Origin of the sequence: Winogradskyella bathintestinalis (genome assembly GCF_030407435.1) — a bacterium.
In the GTDB taxonomy this organism is placed as follows: Bacteria; Bacteroidota; Bacteroidia; order Flavobacteriales; family Flavobacteriaceae; genus Winogradskyella; species Winogradskyella bathintestinalis.
The window spans coordinates 127,597-149,555 of sequence record NZ_JASDDK010000004.1 but is presented as its reverse complement, the minus strand read 5'-3'; the positions used below and the strand labels follow the sequence as shown (position 1 = coordinate 149,555).

Genomic DNA, 21,959 nt, shown 5'->3' with positions numbered 1-21,959 from the left:
CATCTAATTTTAACAGTGAATGGTATTATAACAATAACGTCAAAGCTATTATAAATCTCTCTTTTTTAACAATCGATAGGACAAAAAGATGAAAATTGCAGTCCAGCCCATAACGATAGCGATTTCGTACCAATGTACTGCGTAATCGTACATCATGTCTGACTTATCCGGGAATTTGGTCATTGCAATACGCTGCATCGGCTGATTAATTAAATTATACATCGACTCTAACGGCATAAAACTTTTTACCTTAAAGGCCGAATCGACAGTTCCAAAAATGTAATAAGCTCCCCAAAATACCAACCAATCTACAATATATAGTATAAATAAAAACCCGAGGGCGAATGCAGATCGCTTTAATAACATACCAGCGAATAAACATAAACTGAAAAAACCTACCAATTTTACAAAATACGCGAGCAAAAATTCTACTTCTCTAAAAACTATATTCGCTTCGGTGTAACTTGAGTAATACATACCAATAATAAATGTTGCTAAACCAATAAGAATGGTCGCACAAAAAGAGAAAAACACAATGGTATAGAATTTAGAAAGGATAAATTCTTTTTTACTTAATCCATCAATAAGATTTTGTTTTAAAGTTTTATTACTGTATTCATTACCAATCATACTCACTACAACAATTGCAAAAAAGAATTTAAATTGAGATGCGAAAAACGTGGTGATATGCCAAATTATTGGAAAGTTGAAAATACCTAATTCACCAAGTTCTAATGTGAATAACCCAAAGAAAGGAATTTTAATTGACGATAGAATTATAACCGTAAAAGGCAAAATAAAGGAAATAATTATTAGGACTCTACTGGCTCTGTTAAGCCAAAGTTTTTGCAATTCGAGTTGTATAAGACGTAACATATTTTGATTGGTTTTTGAATGCGTTGGTTAGTAGTTTAAACGAGTATTATTTTTCGTTGAACACTAAATGACTGATGAGATTAGTTTTCTTGATTATCTGTAAGCTGCAGAAATTGCTCCTCTAAACTTTCTTTTCGTTTTACTAAATGCGACAGAAAAATGTCTTTTTCAAACATTAACTTGTTAAAATCTGAAGCAGACATAGGCTCGTTTAAGAATGCGGTTATTAATTCTCCTTCAACTTTCACCTTGCCTATATTGTTGTGTAATTCTAATGCCGACAATAATTCTTGATGCTTTTTGGCTTTTAATTCAAAAAAACCATGACTATTAATCATTTCATCTACACGACCAGAATATAATTTTTCACCTTTTCGTAATACCACGACGTGAGAACATACTTTTTCTACTTCATCTAAAAGATGTGAAGCTAAAAGAATAGTGGTGCCATTAGCGGCAATATCTTTAATGATTTGACGTATTTGATGAATTCCTTGAGGGTCTAAACCATTAGTTGGTTCATCTAGAATTAGAATTTCAGGATCGTTAAGTAAAGCAGAAGCAATTGCTAAGCGTTGTTTCATTCCTAAAGAATAGGTTCTGAATTTATGCGTTTTTCTATCTAATAAACCTACGATGGCAAGCTTTTCATCGATTTTAGTTTTGTCAACACCTTTTATTCTACACACCAGCTTTAGATTTTGTTCTGCGGTCATGTACGGATAAAAATTTGGGCGTTCTATAATTGCGCCAACTTGCTTTAAAGCATTGTGTGTGGTGATATTGCCATCGAACCAATGGAAATCGCCTTGGGTTTTGTTCACTACATTTAAAACGATACCTAATGTAGTGGATTTTCCGCTGCCGTTAGGTCCCAGAATACCATACACATTACCTTTATTGATGGTGAAACTTAAATCTTTTACGGCCGTTAAATAGCCGAATTTCTTTGTGAGATTATTGATTGTAAGAATTGGTTCCAAAGTGATTGGTTTTTGTGATGCTAAAAACGTATAACATCATTTGGTTATACCGATAAGACGACTGATGTTTTTGTTTGTTACACGATTTTTTGGTTTTACATTAAATTTCCGGTAACATAGTGCGGTAAAATAAAAGTCAAAATCGTTATAATTTAATTAAACCAAATTAGCAAGTAACTTTTTTTTATTTATTTAAAAACGCTTAAATTTAGCACATGAGTGACGACTTAAAAATATCAAAACGAAAACCAACCTATCCTGTTTCTAATAAATTAGACACCTATCTATCAGAATATAGACGTAATATAGACTTGCCTATTTTCTATTCTGATTTATTACGCTTTCAAGGCTCTATTGTGGTGTATGATAAAAATGATAATGATACATTATGGGTGCGTGTGTATTACAACGATTACGAACGCGAAGAAATAGACCGTAGCTTAAAGTTGGTGTACTCTCATTTACTTTCTGATGGTGGAGAGAGTATCATAAAATTTTTAAATGTTGATGCCATAGATTTTTGCACCTTTGGAAATTCTAAACCTTTTAGAATTAAAGTCAGAAATATCCTAAATGACAATTACACCTATTTTTATGTGAAGACGGCAGATGCCTCTCGTGTTTATGGATTAGAACTAGAACAAATGTTATCGCCGTACCAAATAAATTTTTTAGTTTGTAAGGATACGTTGATAGAGGAGCATATTGCAGGGATTCCGGGTGATGAATTTATAAAAAACATGCTGCCCGATTGTAATCCTTCTGAAAAAGCCCAAATTGCCAAGGAGTTTGTGAAATTTAATGAACGATGTTTAATAAGACTTTTAGGTGATATGAGATCTTATAATTACGTAATCGTTCCAACACACGATTTTGATCATGTTGTTTTTAAAATAAGAGCGATAGATTTTGATCAACAATCTTATGAGGGAAATTTGAAAATTTATAGACCACAATTTTTCAAGGAAAATTATAATATGGTTAAAATGGTTCAAGAAAAAATTCAGGCCGAATCAATTTATCAGTATAAAATAGAGGAACGTTCTATTGTTGCTAAACGAATGATTAGTTATCATACACGTTTAAATGCGTTATTGGATTGTATGGAAGCGGATGAAATTTCAATTCCGAAACATATTGAAATGCTAAAAGAAGATATTTACAACCATACGCTAGACTTGAATTTCAGAAATAGTAATAACATGGGAGAAATCCTAAAAAATGCGCTCGACTTTGTAAAGCGCAATTATGAAGATGTTAGCTTAAAGCGTTTTTAACTAATTCCAATTTTCGTCAAAATTTAGATTGTCATAATCGCTAGGATCTAAATCGTCATAATCATCATCATCTTCTTCCGCCTCAAATGTTTTTTCTGGAGCTTGATCAGGAATTTGACCATGAACATACATCAGATTAGGATAGTCTGTACCCTCAGCTTCTTCAACAATTTCACCAAGTTCTACATAAAAAGTCCACATGTTCATAAAATCATACAAGTAAATCAAACGCGTAGAAGCTTCATGAACCATATCTTTTATAATAGTGGTCCCCATCATTTTCACCTCATTCCCGGCTTCACTCATGTCCATCATGGCAATTTCTTCGCCTTGATTCCATTGCTCATCACTGATGTAAAATGAAGCCATTTCCATACCATCGAACCCAAAAGATTGGGTAATTGTATTATGAAGATCTTCCATGGTGTCACTTTCGCGGATTTCTATATCGCGAAACACATCATCTTCGGTATCGTTATCTAGTATAACTCTAAATCTGTAAATCATGCTGCAAAGATAGGGATTCTTAATTCCAAATCCCAAAAACTAAATTCCAAAAAATTAAAAACTAATAGTAAACTTGATGTACTTATTCAGGATAAATACTTTTCATGATTTTACATTATTTACTAAAGCGATGTAATGTAAAAGTCATTAGGCTCAATAAAATAAAAGCTCCTACTTGGTGCAAAACTCCTAACCAAACCGGCACGGCATAAATAAGCGTAAAAACACCTAATAAAAATTGCACACCAACCATAATGAACAATCCATTTATTCCTTTGGTTTGCCATGAGGTTAATGGAATTCGTTTCGCTTTATACCATATAGCCAAAATAAAGATTACAACAATATAAGCTAGAGTTCTATGCACAAATTGAACACCACTTTTACCTTCAATAAAGTTGAGGTATGTGGGGTTTTGTTCAATATAAACGGTTTCGTGTATTAATTTACCTTCGTTCATTAATGGCCAATGATTATGAATCCAACCAGCATCTAGGCCAGCAACAAAAGCTCCATAAATAATTTGAAGTATGAGAACGGCTAAACCGATTCTAATGAAATTCCGTAACTTTTTATCAATCACCTTTTTATTCGGAAAGATTAAATCTAATGCCACCCAAAAGGTGTAGGCGAAAGTTAAAAATGCGGTCGTTAAATGAGCTGCCAGTCTGTAATGACTTACATTCGGTTGATCTACTAAACCACTTTTCACCATATACCAACCCAGAAATCCTTGAAAGCCACCCAACAAAAGGAGTATAATCGATTTTTTAATCGTGGATTTTGAAAGACGTTTTTTAATTAAAAAATAGATAAACGGAATAATAAAAACTAAACCTATAAAACGACCAATAACGCGATGGATCCATTCCCAAAAATAAATGTCTTTAAATTCTTCTAAATTAAAATGATTATGAAGTTTTTGATATTCGGGATATTGTTTGTAAAGCTCAAACGCTTCATTCCATTCTACTTCGTTCATTGGTGGAATAGTACCAGAAATCAACTTATAGTTTGAAATCGATAATCCAGAATGGGTCAATCTAGTGATTCCGCCAACAACCACCATTATGAAAATTAAGATACAACCAGTTAATAACCAGTAAATGACTGCTTTATTATTTTTGTTTCGTTCCAAAGTCTAAAGGTTTTTAACGTTTATTTTTATGATGAAAGTTATTTATATTCTATCGATTTCCATCTATACTACTATGAGTCTTTGCTGTTATTAGAATTAATAGATAGCCCTAGTTCCTTGCCTTTTATTAACATCAACTCAAAAGCAGCCTCATGTTCATTTGGAATGTCTCCTTCTAAAATTGCTTCTTTAATCGCTTCTTTAATCCGTCCAATCTCTCTAGAAGGTTTTAAGTTAAAGGTTTCCATAATTTCTTCTCCGGATACTGGAGGTTGAAAATTTCGTACTTGATCGCGTTCTTCAACTTCCACAATTTTATCTCGTACTTTTTGAAAATTATTATGGTATTTCTTGAATTTTTTTGGATTTTTTGTGGTGATATCTGCTTCACAAAGCGTCATTAAATCTTCAACATAATCTCCAGCATCAAACACCAAACGTCTTACGGCAGAATCCGTTACTTCAGATGCTAAAACAATAGGTCGAGAGCTCATAAATACCATTTTCTGAACAAATTTCATCTTATCATTCAGTGGCATTTTTAATCGTTTGAATAATTTATAAACCATTTTAGAACCGACAAACTCGTGGGCATGAAATGTCCAACCAATTTTCTTATGAAATTTCTTTGTTGGTGCTTTCCCAATATCGTGCAACAAGGCAGCCCAACGTAACCAAAGATTGTCTGTTGTTTTAGCAATATTATCTACTACCTCTAGCGTATGGTAAAAATTATCTTTATGGCGTTGCCCTTCAATTTCATCAATCCCTTTTAAAGCGGTCAATTCTGGAAGAATATAGTCTAATAGTCCTGTTTTTTCTAAAAGCATAAACCCAATAGAAGGTGTTTTACTTTCCAAAATTTTATTCAACTCAACAACAATACGTTCTTTGGTAATAATTTTAATACGTTCTTTATTGTCAGCAATCGCCTTGAGTGAAGTGTCTTCAATTTTAAAATTAAGTTGTGTTGCGAACCTAATGGCGCGCATCATGCGCAATGGATCATCACTGTAAGTAATATTAGGATCTAAAGGAGTACGAATGATGCCTTGGTCTAAATCATTAAGTCCATTAAAAGGATCTAATAATTCACCAAAATTGTTTTCATTTAAGCTTAATGCAAGAGCATTGATAGTGAAATCTCGACGGTTTTGGTCGTCTTCTAAAGAACCATTTTCAACAATTGGATTTCTACTATTTTCGTTATAGCTTTCCTTGCGAGCTCCAACAAATTCAATTTCAATATCATCATAACGTAACATGGCTGTTCCGTATGTTTTAAAAATTTGAACTTTTGGCTGATTGGGTAAGTTTTTAGCAACTTGTTTTGCGAGCTCAATCCCACTTCCTACGGCAACTACGTCAATGTCTTTTGCATCACCACGTTCTAATAAATAATCGCGAACAAAACCACCGATGACGTAACTTTCTACGTCTAATTCTTCTGCAGACTGGGTAATGTAATTAAATATATCGTGTTTTAAGGCTTGTTTATGGTACATAGGATATTTGAAATAACAGATGCTTTTTGATGATAAAAAAAGTTTCTGTTTTTTTGCTGTGCAAAGATACGACAGATGGCCAACCTATTAAAATGAATAAGTAGCTTTTTGCTTTTATAATATTAGTTGAAAATTTCTGCCAGAGTAAAAGTGCTATCTCCCATACAATAGGTTTATCAGAGGGATTTTATATGTGTTTTTTTGATTTTTATTTAGATTGTGTTTAGCCATAAACGTAAGGACTTCTGTACCAATTGTAGCTCTACAAATTCATTGACATTATTATCCATACTCTTATATGTCTAAATTTTATATGAAGTAATACTTGCACTTAAGTTTCAACCAAGCATTGATTGACGTAAAATATTTAAATGTTGTAGATTTGTTTCAACTAAAAGAACGTTACTGAATTAAACATTCTGAAATAATATAAATTTAAAGATTTCTAGATATTCAAATTGATCTAAGTGAAGCAAACAAAAAATATACATAAGAACTTTAAGGTACATGAATCATTTTTAGATGACATCATTGTTAATTTCGATTCTAAAGGCACAGATTATGGTGACCAAAAAAGAAATTCATTGAAAACATTTGAATTACAAGGTAAAACGCTTAATGTTAAATCTTTTAGAGTTCCAAATGTTATAAATAAAATAGCTTATAATTATTTTAGAAAGAGTAAAGCTCAACGGTCTTTTGAGTATGCTAAAAAACTTCAGGATTTAAATATTGGAACACCACAACCCATTGCTTATTATGAGTATAATCACCTGGGATTGTTTGATAAGAGCTATTATATTTCTGAGCAATTAGAATGCGATCTAACTTATCGTGAATTAATTAATGATTTCAATTACCCAGATTACGACACCATCTTACGCGCTTTTACTCGATTTACGTATAATTTACACGAAAAAGGAGTGCAATTTTTAGATCATTCGCCAGGCAATACCTTGATAAAAAAAATAGGCGATAAGTATGAGTTTTATTTGGTAGACTTAAATAGAATGAAATTTGGTACGATGGATTTTGAAACTCGAATGAAAAATTTTTCCAGATTATCTAAACATAAGCATATGGTTGAGATAATGAGTGACGAATATGCGAAATGCTGTGATAAAACTTATGATGAAGTGTTTGGCTTAATGTGGAAAGAAGTTAAATCTTTTAGAGAATCTGTACAACGGAAAAAAAATTTAAAAAGACGTTTTAAGATTTAGCTTTTCTCAATTCACGCAACTTAGAATACTTCAAAAAAGTAATATTCGCTGTTTGCACAGAAATGATATAACCATTAAAGCCATCTAAAAATCCCAATCTTAAGACGTAAGTTTTAAAAAAAGCCCAAGAGGGATTCCAAATAATTTTCCAAATGGGTGCCTTTTTTCCTAATTTATAATACGCTTTTGCTGCAATAGTCGAAAAATATTCTGTTTTCTGATTAAATTCTGAATACGTTTGATAGGTTTTATGAAGTATATCTCCTTTTAAGTGTCCAATTTTAGAACCAACCTCATTCATTTGAACATTATCGTGTGGATTAATACCTTTCCATTGTGCTTTTCGTCTGTCAAAGACGCGTAATTTTTTATTAGGATACCAATCGGAATGTTTAATCCATTGGCCACAAAAGTTATTAAAGCGATTAGCATAATAACCATCGAATTTCCAATTCGATTTTAGGTTAATTATAGATTCTTGAAGTGTTTTAGATAAGGCTTCATCTCCATCTAAAGATACAATATGGTCATAGTTTGCTTGTGATAATGCAAAATTCTTTTGTTCTATATAACCTAAAAATTCTTGCTCAATAAATGTAACGTTATAAGATTTACAGATGGCTTTTGTGTTATCGGTAGAAAAGGAATCTATAACAATTATTTCATCCACAACCGAAATAAGTGATTTAACACACGCTTCTATATTTGCGGCTTCATTGAATGTAATTATAACTCCAGATAGTTTAACCATAAATTGAAAAGATAAATATGCGCAAAAATAACTATTTTTACGGCAATGAATTCTATTGATACCTCAGTAATAATAAGTACTTATAATAGCCCAGAATGGTTAGAAAAAGTACTATGGAGCTATAATGAACAAATTTATAAAAATTTTGAAGTGGTTATAGCAGATGATGGCTCCGATACTACCACCAAAGATTTAATTGAAAAGGTTAAATTAAAAGTGGATTATGCTATACAACATATTTGGCATGCGGATAATGGTTTTCAAAAAACTATAATTCTCAATAAAGCCACTGTTGCTAGTAAAGGAAATTATTTAGTGTATACAGACGGCGATTGTATTGCCAGAGAAGACTTTTTAAGCGTTCATATAAATAATAGAAAACAAGGTTATTTCTTGTCTGGAGGTTATTTTAAATTGCCGTTATCTATAAGTAAAGAGATAACTGAAGAGGATATAAAGTCACAAAATTGTTTTAATATCGAATGGTTAAAATCTCATGGATTAAAATCCTCATTTAAAAATAACAAAATCACAGCAAAAGGGTTTAAGAAAAATGCGTTAAATACTTTAACACCAACTACAGCAACGTGGAATGGTCATAATTCTTCTGGATGGAAAGACGATATAATCGCTGCCAACGGTTATGATGAACGTATGCAGTATGGTGGTGAAGATCGTGAGCTGGGTGAACGTTTGTTTAATGCCGGCATAAAAGCTAAACAGATTAGATATAGTGCAATTTGTTTGCATTTAGATCATGAAAGAGGCTACGTAAAGCCTGAAATGATTGAAAAAAACAAGCAAATTAGAGCATTTACAAAACAAAATAATATTATAAAAACACCCTATGGTATAGAATCCTTAAATAAAAATGCTACAAATTAAAGACAAAAATTACATTTCTGAAGGATTAGCTCGTAAGGTTTATTTTCATCCCGATAATAATGACCTATGTGTTAAAATTGGTAAACCTGAAATTGATACTCACCATCTTTATAAAGAAATTAATTACCTCGAGAAAATAAAATCTAAAGATAGGTCCAAATTTGCCTATCCATTTTTTGCAGAGTATTTAGGAGAAATTGAGACCAATTTAGGTACAGGCTTTATTTATGAATTAGTTAAGGACGAATTATCTCAGAATATTTCACTTACATTGAGACATTATTTAGAAATGAATAAATCATCAATTTCCGATACTCAAATAGAGGAGGGTTTGCAACGCTTAAAAGAGCAAATGATTAGCCATAAAATATTTGTAGGAGATTTAAGAGCGAGAAATATTTGTGTAAAATTATTAAAAAATAATGCTATAGAGTTGGTCGTTATTGATGGCATAGGGCATCGAGATTTCTTTCCATTTGCCGATTGGTTTCATTATTTTGCTAAAAAGAAAGTTGAACGGCGTTTTGTAAAAGCAAATTTACATTCGTTAAGTGCTCAGCGTAATTTAATAAAACGATTAAGAGCTTCTGGTGAAACTATTGTTTAATGGCAAACTTTACAAGTCGTCTATATTAATTAATTCTCCTATACTTTTTTATTGATTTAAGATAAATCCAAAAAGTATCACAAAGTTTAGGACATTTTATTCTCTAGCCAGTTTATTATATAATTTAGAATGTTTGGTGGACTACGATCTAAGTTTTGTAAGCCTAGAAATAATTTACGTTTCCCGGCGATATTTAGCTTGTATTTATACCACAAAAGTGGTTTGTTGTAAGATCTAAAATACATGAGCTGCAAATCCTCTTTAAAATAGCAAGTTTTGTTTTTTATTTCTATATGGTTAGCCAAGCCTTGAGGAGTAAATTGGTTTTTGTTTCTAAATTTATGCTTAATATTTTCTATAAGGACGTCTTCATTAACTTTGAAATACTTTTCAAAAGTCGACTTACGTAGTGGGTGAGGGGTGTGTCTAAAATTATAATATTTATTAAAACCTATAAGTTTCGCTGCTTTTTGTTGAATTTTTTTATGGCCAAACCTGGGTTTTTTAAATTTTTTATAAAATATGTTTTCATCAAATTCTAACCATTTACCTCTTAAAATTGGAAGTCCGTTTTTAAAAAAATCACTTGGTTTTGTATCATTAATCAAAAAGAAATCATCATTAAAATAAATAAAATGTTCAGCTAAATTTGGGATTCGATATAAGCAAGATTCAATTGGTCTGCAATTAAATGTAGGTAAATATTCTTCGAGCCCTTTGAATATAATTTTATGATCTACTATTGAAACTTTATTATAACTGTCTTGTTGTTTATTCTTTAAGAAATCGGGTGTTTGATTATCTGTAATTATATGAATATTATCAACATAAGGAGCGAATTTTAAAATGGAATCAATGGTAAATTTAATTTCATTAACCTGGTTGAAACGCGTTTTAAATTTTTCAGAATTAATCTTTGTCTTATCTTTTAAGTAAGGTAACATTTTGGCTTGATGGTTTTCATCATTACCATCTACCCAAAGAATTACGGCATCAATAGTATGTAGCTCAGCATTTTTAGTTGTCATAGTTTAAGTATGAAAATGATCCATCAGTTTAATAATGTTACGGACATCAATCTGTTTTAGTTATTGCTTGTTGTCCACTTTCTAATTTAGGAATTGAAATGTAATCTCCAATAATTTTATTGTATTTCTCTGGAATAAAATCTTTTCTGCCATCAGACGGATAGAACGTCATTTCACCAAATATAGTTTTACCCTTTATTGAATAAAAATCAACACGAACAAATGGAAATTTTGCAGATAAAATTTCAGCAAATTTTATCATTTCATTTAAATTCCGAGGTTTCTTAATATCTGATGAGATACTCTTCTCAAGAGACACATACCTAAATGGTAATAGTTTAAAATCGAAATCGTAAAAACCTCTCTTATGATTATCTGCCCTATCTAAATGCACTTCTAAAAATTTAGCGGTGCCATTAAAGCAATAGAACTTATAATCAATGAGTGAATTTTTATCATCGTCCTTTAAAAATTTTTCAACAATTAATCTCGGAGGTACATCTTTATACGCCCACTCCTGACCAATGCGGTAATATTGGTTTTTACCCAACCATTTATAAAATAATTTAATCGCTTTTTTCTTATTGAGTTTAGTTTTGTCTGTTACTATTAAATTATGACTACTTGTATGTGTGGCTTTAACAACAAATTTATTAGGTAAATTCTCAAAGGGAATAGCTTCGGGTTTATCGTATACCCCGTAGATTTGATTAAGATACTGCGCTCCTATTTTTTCCTCAACATAAGCTCTTACCGCATATTTGTCTACTAATTGAGTTAGAACTTTTGGATGATAATACACCTTCATCCATTGTAATTTTTCATTAAATTCAATTGGGTTTTTTAAATTTAATTTTTTACCAGTATAATATTCATAAGATATAGGTGTATAAATTTTTGGCGGTAAAGAACGCATTTTCCTTAAGTGCCTTAAAAAGAATCGACGTATTATACTTGGCATTATTAGACTGTTTTAAAGTTAAAATTAAAATCCTTGTTTTTGTTTCCAAAGATTATCCCAATTCAAATCTTTAAAACATGGCCCTGTAATAGCTTCGCTAAATTTTATGCCGTTATTAATGCCATTTACTTCAATAAATTGAACTTTCTCTGAAGCATCAACTGTTAAATCCCAACCCAAACAACCCATAAATGGAATAACACTATGCATTGCTACAGCTTTTTCTACACACTCTTTATAATAGGGAATAATCTGTTGATGAAACAAAATATTACTGTCTGGGTGCTTGTCTATCTCAGACCATTTTATATAACCTGTAGAATGTAATTCTCCAGAGTTAATGTCGATAGGAATACTTACTGCAGAGTTGGCCTTAATATGTGTGTCTTTGGTACGGCCAAATCTAATATATGATGCTCTTGGAGATATTTTTCCTTGGGCATCAGATACTGTTGTAATTCTAATTGTAGCAACGGAATTGTTTGCAAATTGATCAAAAAATGGGTGTTGTTGAATATACTTTTGAAATACACCATTAGCATATTCGTTTGAAAAATATATCGAAGCATCGAAATTATCTCTATCAAGAATAAAAACCCCTTGACCCCGTTTTGAATTTTCTAGTTTAAAAACTATTCTATTATTCTTATCAAATAGGAAATTCTTAATTTCATTTATATCGATAACCTTACTGTCTGGACCACAAAATTTCCCATTTATAAAATAAGCGATGTCTAACGAGTCAATTTGAGGCAGCAAAAATGGAATTATAAAATTTCGGTCTCCAACTTTTCCATAATCTCCATTTAATTTTGGAACAACTTCTTTGGCATAATAGTTATCAGGTATCCATCCTTCCAGAAAGCGATTCTGCATGGCGCAATAAACATATAGCCATGGCGCATAAGCTTTATTTCCTAAGACTTCAATTGCATACTCATTTGATAATTTTTGAAATTTAGTGTTAACTTTGCCTTTATAACTTTCAATTTTTTTGAGCGCTTTTAAGGCACGACTATTTGATCTTTTCAGTTTAAAACGCCAATATATGTCATACTTAAGTTGCTCCATATTTGATTAAAATTGTTATTGCTGGTAAAGTAATAAAATTGATTAATTTAACGAAATGAACATTATTTAAATTATAACATTCTGGGTTGGCATTTCTAAAATTATACCGCCACATCATACTCCCTAAGCGCATCATTTAATGAGGTCTTCTTATTCGTACTTTCCTTACGTCTACCAATAATCAAAGCACAAGGCACTTGAAATTCGCCAGCAGCAAATTTTTTAGTGTAACTTCCAGGAATGACCACGGAACGCGCAGGCACTACACCTTTAGTTTCCACAGGTTCGTCACCGGTAACATCAATGATCTTTGTACTCATGGTTAAGACTACATTGGCTCCTAAAACAGCTTCTTTTTCTACACGTACACCTTCAACCACAATACATCTAGAACCAATAAAGGCACCATCTTCTATAATTACGGGAGCAGCTTGTAAAGGTTCTAATACACCGCCTATACCAACTCCACCAGATAGGTGAACATTTTTACCAATCTGCGCACAGCTACCAACCGTTGCCCATGTATCTACCATAGTGCCTTCATCTACATAAGCCCCGATATTTACATAACTAGGCATCAGAATAGTGCCAGACGAAATAAAGGCTCCATGTCTTGCCACAGCATGGGGAACAACTCGGATCCCTTTTGATGCATAACCGGTTTTCAAAGGAATTTTATCGTGATATTCAAAAATACCCACTTCAAAAGTTTCCATTTTCTGAATTGGGAAGTATAAAACAACTGCTTTTTTTACCCATTCATTTACTTGCCATCCATCGTCTGTTGGTTCAGCTACGCGCAAGGTGCCAGCATCAATCAAATCCACAACGGCCTTAATGGCATCAATGGTTACTTTATTAGTTAAAAGAGAACGGTCCTCCCAAGCATTTTCTATTACAGATTGTAGTTGTTTCATATTAAAATAAGTGTAAATTAATTTCAAAGATAAGTCCATAAATAACCATCAAAAAATATTTTAAAATTTATTTGATATAAATGTGACCCATTCTAATAATAGGCGTCTAATTAATAAGTGGAAGCTATTGCGTTCTATAGACTATTGGAACGATGACATGGTATAATTTTTCAATGTTTGTATTAGAACATTTAATAAATAGGCGGTTTAAAACAAGTGACTTTTAAATAAGATTGGTTGAGTGATTTATAGACGTACATTAAATCATTTTTAGGTTAGTTAAGATTGATTACCTAAAAACGCTTCTATTTAAGAGGCGTTTTTTTTTATTACAGTATCTTTGCATTTATGGGAAGAATACTAGCCATTGATTACGGAACAAAACGAACAGGAATAGCCGTTACTGACGAAATGCAAATTATTGCATCTGGTTTAACAACCGTAGATACCAAAGAATTACTGCAGTTTTTAAAAAGTTATGTAACTAAAGAAAACGTTGAAAAAATAGTGGTTGGCTTACCAAAACAAATGAATAATACCGCTTCGGAAAGTGAAGTGTATATTCAAAAATTTTTGGTGAAGTTATCGAAAACTATTCCTGAAATAACAGTAGAACGAATAGATGAACGTTTTACGTCTAAAATGGCATTTCAAACCATGATAGATAGTGGTTTAAAAAAGAAGCAAAGACAAAACAAAGCACTAATAGATGAAATAAGTGCAACCCTTATTTTACAGAGTTATCTATCTAGTGCACGTTAGGTGTGCATCTGAGGCACTAGAGTAGGACGTAGAAAAAAGGACGAGAATTCTTTAAAGTAATAGACGTTCAACTAATGTACTTAGTTTCATTTTTTAACACTTAAGAAAACCACCCTTTCTTCTATTATGACAAATTTAAATTTCTAGAACTGAATTCTGAACACTACGCCTGCCAACTAAATAATAAATTTGTGCTTAGAATTTGGATTTTTATTTTTGAAAATTGGTACTTTTGCACCCGAAAATAAACGAATTATGATTTTACCAATCGTTGCTTATGGTGATGCTGTTTTAAAGAGAAAAGCAAAAGCCATTGATAAAGATTATCCTAAACTAGATGAACTTATAAACAATATGTACGAAACCATGTATGGTGCGTACGGTGTTGGTTTAGCGGCACCTCAGATCGGTTTAGCGATTCGGATGTTTATGGTAGATACAAGTCCATTTGCTGAAGATGAAGCCCTTTCTGAAACAGAACGAAAACAGCTTCAAAATTTTAAAAAAACATTTATTAATGCTGAAATTCTAGAAGAAGCGGGTGATGAATGGGCTTTTAATGAAGGTTGTTTAAGTATTCCAGATGTTAGAGAGGATGTTTTTAGACAGCCAAAAATTAAAATTCAATATCAAGATGAAAATTTTGAGACTCATGTTGACGAATATGATGGTTTAATTGCCAGAGTTATTCAGCATGAATATGATCATATTGAGGGTGTGTTGTTTACAGATAAATTGTCATCATTTAAAAAACGTTTAATTAAAGGGCGATTAACTAACATTTCAAAAGGTAAAATTAAAATTGATTACAGAATGCGTTTTCCTCTAATGAGCAAAAAACGTTAAAAAAATATTTATGAGCTTAGACAAAATTTTATCCATTTCCGGAAAACCAGGACTATACAAAATTGTTACACAGACCAGAACAGGTGCCATTGTGCAATCGTTAATCGATAACAAGCGTATCACAGTTGGTGCGCATAGTAATATTAGTATTCTTAGTGAAATTGCTATTTACACCCTGACTGAAGAAGTACCATTAAGAGAGGTGCTGAAAAAAATAAAGGAGAAAGAAGGTGGGGAATTAACGTCCATAAGTCATAAAGATGGTAAAGATACGTTAGAAGAGTTTTTCTTTGAAGTGTTGCCAGATTATGATGAAGATCGTGTATATCCCTCAGATATTAAGAAAGTCGTACAATGGTACAATTTGCTTCAAAAAAATGATTTATTAGGGGCACTTGAAGAAGCAAAGGAAGACAATGAAACTTCTAAAGGGACTTCTGAAGAAGAATAAAAATGTCCAATAAAACCGCCCAATTAAAAGCCTTTGAACGTTTGTTAACAATCATGGACGAATTGCGTGAGCAATGTCCATGGGATAAAAAACAGACGATGGAATCACTTCGTCACCTTACTATCGAGGAAGTCTACGAGCTTGGTGATGCCATTCTCGATAATGATTTGGAAGAGATCAAAAAGGAATTGGGTGATGTTTTGCTTCATATTGTGTTCTATTCTAAAATTGGAAGCGAAACAAATGACTTCGATATTGCGGATGTTTGTCATAGTATTTGTGATAAACTGATAGCTCGTCATCCACATATTTACGGTGATGTAAAAGTTGAAAATGAAGAAGACGTTAAGCGCAATTGGGAACAGCTCAAACTAAAGGAAGGTAAAAAAAGTGTACTTGAAGGTGTGCCGAAAAGCTTACCATCGATGGTAAAGGCGAGCCGCATTCAAGATAAAGTGGCTGGTGTTGGTTTTGATTGGGAAAAGCCTGAACAAGTTTTTGAAAAAGTAGAGGAGGAGTTAGCTGAATTAAAAGTTGAAATCGCCAACGGTGACCAAGATGCCATTGAAAGCGAGTTTGGTGATGTGCTATTCTCAATGATAAACTACGCACGTTTCCTGAAAGTAAATCCTGAAAACGCTTTAGAGCGAACCAATAAGAAATTCATAAAACGCTTTCAATATCTTGAAGGAAAAGCTAAAGAATTAGACAAACCTCTAAAAGACATGACACTTACAGAAATGGATGTGTTTTGGGAAGAGGCGAAGTTGTTATGAATTCCTGCGAAAGTAAAAATCTAAATACAGGATTGACTTATTCTGTACTATTTTTCTGTTTTAGTTCAAAATTTAATATCTAAGTTATATAGCTCACAGCCAGTTATTTAAGTTCAATTTTGTAAGTGATGTAACTTATTTAAGCATAAATTTTAAATATTTTTTAAAAAATTGCATCTTAAAACATCCAAAACAAATTTCTGTGCGTAAATACTGTATATAAAAGCAAACGCGCTTTTATAATCTTAGTAGGAGATCTTAATTATTATTTTAAGCGGTTATAATTAAGGTTAATTTAGTTTAGTTAGGGCAAAACCCATCTGTTTAGACAGATGGGTTTTGAAATTTTAGAAGTTAATGGTTTTAAATTATGTGTGTCACACGCATATATTAACTGTACATTCCACGAACCTTAGACAACTTTTTCTTCCAGGTATCTAATTCTTTCTTGTGGTTGGCAATGTTTTTATGAACGTCTTTTACCAACGGATTATCTGATTTTACATTAGAGAAAAACTGAAGATTATTTTCTAATTGATTAATGTCAGATTTAATCTCACTCATGCGTTTTTTAATAAAGTTATATTCATTATCAAGCAATCTTGTATCATCAGGATTGGCGAGATTTTCAAGTTTGCTGTCAAACTTAATCATCTCTAATTTAGATTTGTCCATCTTCAGTTTGTCAAACGCATCATCTATTGCTTTATAGAATTTGCCATCGATATAGCGTTTGTTTTGTGGAACATGTCCTATCTCTTTCCACTCAGAAATTCTTGATTTTAAGGTTTCGATATTGGCTTTAGGATCGTCTGAAAGTTCCAAGGTTTTTAATGCCTCAAGAAGTTTTACTTTTTTATCGAAAGCATCATAAAGATGTCGATCTTGTGCTTTTCGTTCGGCATGCATTCTGTCAAAATAGTGATTGCAGGCTTTTTTAAACTGTTTCCAGATTTTATCGCTATCACGTCTTGGTACATGACCGATTTTTTTCCAATCATTTTGGATTTTCTTCATCATAGGTGTGACTTTTTTAAAGTCTTCACTATCCTTATGGTCCTCCGCAATCTGTATTAATTCCTTTTTCTTTTTAAGATTATCGTATTGATCTTTCTTTAACTCTTTGTAGAATTTATTTTTACCGCGATTAAACGTTCTTACAGCCTCCTTAAACTTTGTCCAAGTGGCTTCATTAACTTTAATAGGTACTTTTCCGGCTTTGAAAAAAGCATCTCTTAAAGCTTCAATCTCTTTTATTTTTTTCTGCCATGCACTGTGAGAGTTGGCTTGGTCATTTGCAATATTCACAATTTTAGCAATAATCTCCTCTTTGCGTTCAAGATTTTTTTCGTGAGCTTTATCCATATCCGCATAATAAGCTTGGCGCTTATCGTGAATGGCCTTGGTAGCGTTACTAAATCGTTCCCAAATAGCTTCTCTGTGTTCCTTACCAACAGGGCCCAGTTCTTCTTTCCACAATTTGTGTAGAACCTGTAACTCTCTAAATGAACGGTTGGTGTTTTCATCTTGTGCTAGTTCTTCCGCACGCTCTATAATTTTTAATTTTTGATCATAGTTATGCTTAAAATCCATGTCTCTCAAATCATTATTGAGATGTAAAAAGTCGTAAAACCGTTCTACATGGTGATGATATGTATTCCACGCATTATTATATTTGTCTCTCGGAATCGGGCCGGCATTCCGCCATTTATCTTGAAGTTCTTTAAAGGTTTTATACGTAGTGCCCATATTTTCTTCTACACTAAGCAATCCTTTAATATCTTCGATAATTTGTAATCTGTTATCAAGATTCGATTTTAGATTTTGTTCACGTTCCTTATAATAAGCACCTATAGATTGTTTATAGTCTTTGTAGAGAGCATTGAACAATTTTTTGGTGTCATTGGTATAATAAAAATCAATTTCATTACCACCTTCTTCAACAAATTCTTCCTTTTTTTCGTCGAGAAGTTCACTGAATTTTGCATTGAATTCAGATTTAATCTCATTGACATTTTTAGAAATAGTCTGAATTTTGTGATGTTTTAATAAACGATTTAATTCCGTCGCCAATTCTTGCATAGACATAGCATGGTAGTCTTTTTCCTCTACCTCATGCCGTTCCGCATTCGATTCGTCTTCAGCATCCTCAGCGTTGGAAGCTTCTATTTCATCAACAAGATCGTCTTTTGGAGTTTGAGTTGCAGCGGAGATTTCAGCCTCAGCTTCAGTAACCGTATTAGCATCTGAGTCGTTGTTTTCAGTTTCTACCTTTGCAGCAGTGTTTGAAACTTCTTCAGACGCTTGGTTTGTTGCACTTTTAGTGTCTGCAACTACTTCAGTTTTGCCCGTGATTTTTTCGGGATGCTCCTCAGTTTTTTCTGAAGGTTCAGAATCAGATACAATTTCAACGTTTTCGGTTGTTTTTGGTGTTGGAGTGGTTTCTATCGATTCTACTTCTTTTTTTCCATCTGCATCTTGCAGGTTATCATTCTCAGACATAAGTCAATTATTTTTATAGGTGGTTAAAGATATGAATACCTAATCAACTTTAAGAATAATCAGATAAATTCATTTCTATTTCCTATATATTTATGTTTTAGATCCACATGGAATCGAATTTTAATGGAAAATTAGACATTCAATTCATCATTAAACCATATTTCCCAAGATTTTTGGGCTTGTAACTTTAGCATTTCTAAACCGTTAATGGTGATGGCGCCTTTTTTATATCCATAATTGAGAAATTTAGTTTGCTCAGGATTATAAATAAGATCGTATAAAATATGCTTATTTGTTATGCCACCATAAGGGATGTCAGGGCATACTTCAATATTCGGAAATGTGCCAATAGGTGTACAATTTATAAGTATAGTATAATCGGAAATAAGTTGTTCTGTTAAATCTGAATATGTAAATGAAACACCTTTTTTAAGGGAACGTGAAACAAAATTATATTGGATGTCTAATTTTTTTAGCGCGTAGGCAATGGCTTTGGATGCTCCACCTGTTCCAAGAATTAAAGCTTTGGTATGATGCGATTTCAAATGCGGTTCTAATGAGTTTTTAAACCCGTAAAAATCAGTATTATAGCCTACTATTTGTTTGTTTTTTGTAAATCTAATAGTATTAACAGCACCAATTTCTTCAGCTTCCTTATTTAATTTATCAAGCAATGGTATTACTTTTTCCTTGTAAGGAATAGTGACATTAAGACCTTTTAAGTTCGAGGTGTTTTCAATTATTTCTTTGAGCTTATCGATAGATTGTAAATCAAAATTCACATAAGAATAGGGTAAATTTTCATTATCAAATTTCTCTGCAAAATAACCCCTAGAAAAGGAATAAGAAATATCTCGTCCTACGAGTCCGAATTTAAGTTTTAATCTGTCTTGTGCGTTGTCCATACCATTCTAATCCTAAAACTATGAGGATTCCAAAGGCAATATAAACAATTGCTATGTAAGTTTGGGTGTCGAAATCGGGTAAAAATCTTTTGTAATTAGCAATGATTTGTTTTCCAGTAGAATCTAAAATCATTGAACCTTGATCATTTGTTTTATAAATGGTTTCTTTCCAGGGCCAAACCACTCCTAATGAACCAATAATAAAACCCATTATGGTAGCTAATGTAATATTTTTGTAATGTTTTAGAATATATGTTAGCATATGAGAGAATGTCACCAAACCAGTAACTGAACCTATTGTAAATACAGCTAACACTTTTAAAAGTCGCATGCGGGCTTCATTACGGATGAAACTAAAATTACCGCTAAATACATCGAACATTGTATCGTAAAGCGCATTAACGGAATCTACTAGTAGCAGGACATAATTACCCAAAAGTATAAGAATAAATGAGCCTGAAAATCCTGGTAATGTCATACCAGAAACACTGATAATACCACAAAAGAAAACGAAAAGAAGATGGTCATTTTCTGTAGCAGGATCTAGGAAACTAATACTAATTCCTATTATTGTACCAAGTGTTAAAGCTATTACGGTAGATTTCTCCCATTCTTTAAAATCTCTACTGATATAAAAAATCGAACCGAGTATCATACCAAAGAATGTACTCCATACATAAAGTTCATAATGTACAATGAGGTAATCCAATATTTTAGAAACACTGAAATAACTCACCATCATACCCAAGAATAGTAGGCTTAAAAATTTACCGTTAATATAACGATAGAAGCTTCGAATTCGTCCATTAAACAGTAACTTAAAAGCTGTTTTGTTAACGCGCTGTAAGGAATAAATGAATTCTTCATAAAATCCTGCTACAAATGCAACTACGCCACCAGAAACACCCGGGACTTTATTGGCTGCTCCCATAGCTAAACCTTTAATGACCAAAAAGATGCGATCGATAAGGGTTCTGGTGCTCTGCATTACACCTTGTTTTTTTCTTTACCTAAACTTTCTAGTATAAGAATAACCGCAAAACCAATGACAATAAATACCAAAGCCATTAAAAGTTCATTGTCTCCAGCGAATGATGAAGGCAGAATACTTTTATCCAATAAAGTAACGACTTCACCTTCAGAATTAATACGTGTTTTTAATACTTCTTTCCATGGCCAAATTTTGTTTAATGATCCTATCATAAAACCAGTTAAAATAGCCAAGGTGAGGTTTTTATGATGTTTGAACATCCAATTTAAAGCTTTAGAAAACACCTTTAAGCCAACCACCGCACCAATTGCAAGTAGAACGAATTTAAAAAAAGCATCTTTAAAGAGTTCCATATTCCCCGTAAGTAAACCATCTCTTAAATTATTTATGGTATCAATAGCTGTTTGATAGGCGCCTAAAATTAATAGGATAAACGCACCAGAAACACCCGGTAATATCATGGCTATTATGGCAATAAAACCACAGAATAATAAATAAAACGGACTATCTGGCGAGGCAAAAGGCTCAGCAAGGGTAATGTAGAATGATAAGATTGATGTGATAATAATAGCGATCACCAATTTTGCAGACCAACCTTTAATTTGCTTAGCGATATAAAGAATACTGGCCAAGACAAGCCCAAAAAAGAAAGACCACAACAAAATAGGTTCATGGTGCAATAACCATTTAATCAATTTTGCTAACGACAAAATACTAATCGCAATTCCAGAAAACAGAGCCAGTAAAAAATTGCCATTAATAGAGTTCCATGCTTGTTTAAAACCTTCTTGTTTCCAAACCTTAAACACGCCTAAATTTACTTTGTCAATACTTTCAATAAGTTCTTGATAAATTCCGGATATGAAGGCTATAGTTCCTCCTGAAACGCCAGGAACCACATCTGCTGCTCCCATAGCAACACCTTTGAATAATATAACTATGTAGTCTAAAAATCGTCTTTGCATTTTCAAAAAAAATAAGAATCGCTAAGGTATGA

Annotated in this window: 22 protein-coding genes; 8 read left to right on the top strand and 14 right to left on the bottom strand. The window is 32.4% G+C overall.

What is annotated here, in order from left to right; translation table 11 throughout:
* Nucleotides 1–48: 48 nt before the first annotated feature.
* Both QMA06_RS11975 and QMA06_RS11970 read right to left on the bottom strand, forming a co-directional pair.
* The gene (locus QMA06_RS11975; RefSeq protein WP_290207097.1) at nt 49–876 is read right to left on the bottom strand and encodes an ABC transporter permease; all 828 of its coding nucleotides are present in this window, start codon (nt 874–876) and stop codon (nt 49–51) included.
* An 80-nt stretch (nt 877–956) separates the two neighbouring features.
* Nucleotides 957–1,859, bottom strand: a complete 903-nt coding sequence (locus tag QMA06_RS11970; RefSeq protein WP_290207096.1) for an ABC transporter ATP-binding protein — start codon at nt 1,857–1,859, stop codon at nt 957–959.
* 215 nt (nt 1,860–2,074) lie between these two features.
* Here QMA06_RS11970 and QMA06_RS11965 point away from each other — a divergent pair, with 215 nt between their 5' ends.
* Nucleotides 2,075–3,136, top strand: coding sequence for a hypothetical protein (locus QMA06_RS11965; RefSeq protein ID WP_290207095.1), 1,062 nt, complete (start codon nt 2,075–2,077; stop codon nt 3,134–3,136).
* Here QMA06_RS11965 and QMA06_RS11960 read toward each other — a convergent pair whose 3' ends face one another.
* The 3 genes from QMA06_RS11960 to QMA06_RS11950 form a co-directional block, all read right to left on the bottom strand.
* A complete protein-coding gene (locus tag QMA06_RS11960; protein WP_290207094.1) occupies nt 3,137–3,643 on the bottom strand; it encodes an IS1096 element passenger TnpR family protein in 507 nt (168 codons plus the stop codon).
* Between the two features lie 115 nt (nt 3,644–3,758).
* On the bottom strand, nt 3,759–4,781 hold the full coding sequence (locus QMA06_RS11955) for a COX15/CtaA family protein (protein ID WP_290207093.1): 1,023 nt from the start codon (nt 4,779–4,781) through the stop codon (nt 3,759–3,761).
* Between the two features lie 71 nt (nt 4,782–4,852).
* Nucleotides 4,853–6,286: a CCA tRNA nucleotidyltransferase gene (locus QMA06_RS11950; protein ID WP_290207092.1), complete on the bottom strand. Its 1,434-nt coding sequence runs from the start codon at nt 6,284–6,286 to the stop codon at nt 4,853–4,855.
* Nucleotides 6,287–6,753: 467 nt separating this feature from the next.
* Here QMA06_RS11950 and QMA06_RS11945 point away from each other — a divergent pair, with 467 nt between their 5' ends.
* Nucleotides 6,754–7,509 (top strand): lipopolysaccharide kinase InaA family protein, encoded by a 756-nt coding sequence (locus QMA06_RS11945; RefSeq protein WP_290207091.1) that lies wholly within the window; start codon nt 6,754–6,756, stop codon nt 7,507–7,509.
* Here the strand turns inward: QMA06_RS11945 and QMA06_RS11940 are convergent.
* On the bottom strand, nt 7,499–8,260 hold the full coding sequence (locus QMA06_RS11940) for a glycosyltransferase family 2 protein (protein WP_290207090.1): 762 nt from the start codon (nt 8,258–8,260) through the stop codon (nt 7,499–7,501). The genes QMA06_RS11945 and QMA06_RS11940 overlap by 11 nt on opposite strands.
* A gap of 45 nt (nt 8,261–8,305) precedes the next feature.
* On the opposite strand from QMA06_RS11940, the gene QMA06_RS11935 reads away from it, so the two are divergent.
* Both QMA06_RS11935 and QMA06_RS11930 read left to right on the top strand, forming a co-directional pair.
* Nucleotides 8,306–9,145 carry a glycosyltransferase family 2 protein gene (locus QMA06_RS11935; RefSeq protein ID WP_290207089.1) on the top strand — a complete coding sequence of 280 codons (840 nt, stop codon included), beginning with the start codon at nt 8,306–8,308 and terminating at the stop codon, nt 9,143–9,145.
* Nucleotides 9,132–9,752, top strand: coding sequence for a YrbL family protein (locus QMA06_RS11930; protein WP_290207088.1), 621 nt, complete (start codon nt 9,132–9,134; stop codon nt 9,750–9,752). Before QMA06_RS11935 ends, QMA06_RS11930 begins: the two co-directional genes overlap by 14 nt.
* Before the next feature lie 86 nt (nt 9,753–9,838).
* Here QMA06_RS11930 and QMA06_RS11925 read toward each other — a convergent pair whose 3' ends face one another.
* From QMA06_RS11925 to QMA06_RS11910, 4 genes are all read right to left on the bottom strand, one after another.
* Nucleotides 9,839–10,780 carry a stealth family protein gene (locus QMA06_RS11925; protein ID WP_290207087.1) on the bottom strand — a complete coding sequence of 314 codons (942 nt, stop codon included), beginning with the start codon at nt 10,778–10,780 and terminating at the stop codon, nt 9,839–9,841.
* Nucleotides 10,781–10,826: 46 nt separating this feature from the next.
* Nucleotides 10,827–11,741 carry an ATP-grasp fold amidoligase family protein gene (locus QMA06_RS11920; RefSeq protein WP_290207086.1) on the bottom strand — a complete coding sequence of 305 codons (915 nt, stop codon included), beginning with the start codon at nt 11,739–11,741 and terminating at the stop codon, nt 10,827–10,829.
* A 24-nt stretch (nt 11,742–11,765) separates the two neighbouring features.
* A complete protein-coding gene (locus QMA06_RS11915) occupies nt 11,766–12,812 on the bottom strand; it encodes a sugar-transfer associated ATP-grasp domain-containing protein (protein WP_290207085.1) in 1,047 nt (348 codons plus the stop codon).
* Nucleotides 12,813–12,913: 101 nt separating this feature from the next.
* Nucleotides 12,914–13,729, bottom strand: a complete 816-nt coding sequence (locus QMA06_RS11910) for a 2,3,4,5-tetrahydropyridine-2,6-dicarboxylate N-succinyltransferase (RefSeq protein ID WP_290207084.1) — start codon at nt 13,727–13,729, stop codon at nt 12,914–12,916.
* 348 nt (nt 13,730–14,077) lie between these two features.
* Here QMA06_RS11910 and ruvX point away from each other — a divergent pair, with 348 nt between their 5' ends.
* From ruvX to mazG, 4 genes are all read left to right on the top strand, one after another.
* Nucleotides 14,078–14,491 carry a Holliday junction resolvase RuvX gene (gene ruvX, locus QMA06_RS11905; RefSeq protein ID WP_290207083.1) on the top strand — a complete coding sequence of 138 codons (414 nt, stop codon included), beginning with the start codon at nt 14,078–14,080 and terminating at the stop codon, nt 14,489–14,491.
* A gap of 255 nt (nt 14,492–14,746) precedes the next feature.
* Nucleotides 14,747–15,337, top strand: coding sequence for a peptide deformylase (gene def / locus QMA06_RS11900; RefSeq protein ID WP_290207082.1), 591 nt, complete (start codon nt 14,747–14,749; stop codon nt 15,335–15,337).
* A 10-nt stretch (nt 15,338–15,347) separates the two neighbouring features.
* A complete protein-coding gene (locus QMA06_RS11895) occupies nt 15,348–15,788 on the top strand; it encodes a DUF5606 family protein (RefSeq protein WP_290207081.1) in 441 nt (146 codons plus the stop codon).
* A 2-nt stretch (nt 15,789–15,790) separates the two neighbouring features.
* A complete protein-coding gene (mazG, locus tag QMA06_RS11890; RefSeq protein WP_290207080.1) occupies nt 15,791–16,564 on the top strand; it encodes a nucleoside triphosphate pyrophosphohydrolase in 774 nt (257 codons plus the stop codon).
* 390 nt (nt 16,565–16,954) lie between these two features.
* Here mazG and QMA06_RS11885 read toward each other — a convergent pair whose 3' ends face one another.
* From QMA06_RS11885 to QMA06_RS11870, 4 genes are all read right to left on the bottom strand, one after another.
* Nucleotides 16,955–19,066 (bottom strand): DUF349 domain-containing protein, encoded by a 2,112-nt coding sequence (locus QMA06_RS11885; RefSeq protein ID WP_290207079.1) that lies wholly within the window; start codon nt 19,064–19,066, stop codon nt 16,955–16,957.
* Between the two features lie 131 nt (nt 19,067–19,197).
* Nucleotides 19,198–19,971, bottom strand: coding sequence for a shikimate dehydrogenase family protein (locus QMA06_RS11880; RefSeq protein ID WP_290207078.1), 774 nt, complete (start codon nt 19,969–19,971; stop codon nt 19,198–19,200).
* Nucleotides 19,940–20,959 carry a DUF368 domain-containing protein gene (locus tag QMA06_RS11875; RefSeq protein WP_290207077.1) on the bottom strand — a complete coding sequence of 340 codons (1,020 nt, stop codon included), beginning with the start codon at nt 20,957–20,959 and terminating at the stop codon, nt 19,940–19,942. The genes QMA06_RS11880 and QMA06_RS11875 overlap by 32 nt, the downstream gene beginning before the upstream one ends.
* Complete coding sequence (locus tag QMA06_RS11870) at nt 20,959–21,927, bottom strand: DUF368 domain-containing protein (RefSeq protein WP_290207076.1); 969 nt, start codon at nt 21,925–21,927, stop codon at nt 20,959–20,961. Before QMA06_RS11870 ends, QMA06_RS11875 begins: the two co-directional genes overlap by 1 nt.
* Between the last annotated feature and the right edge of the window lie 32 nt (nt 21,928–21,959).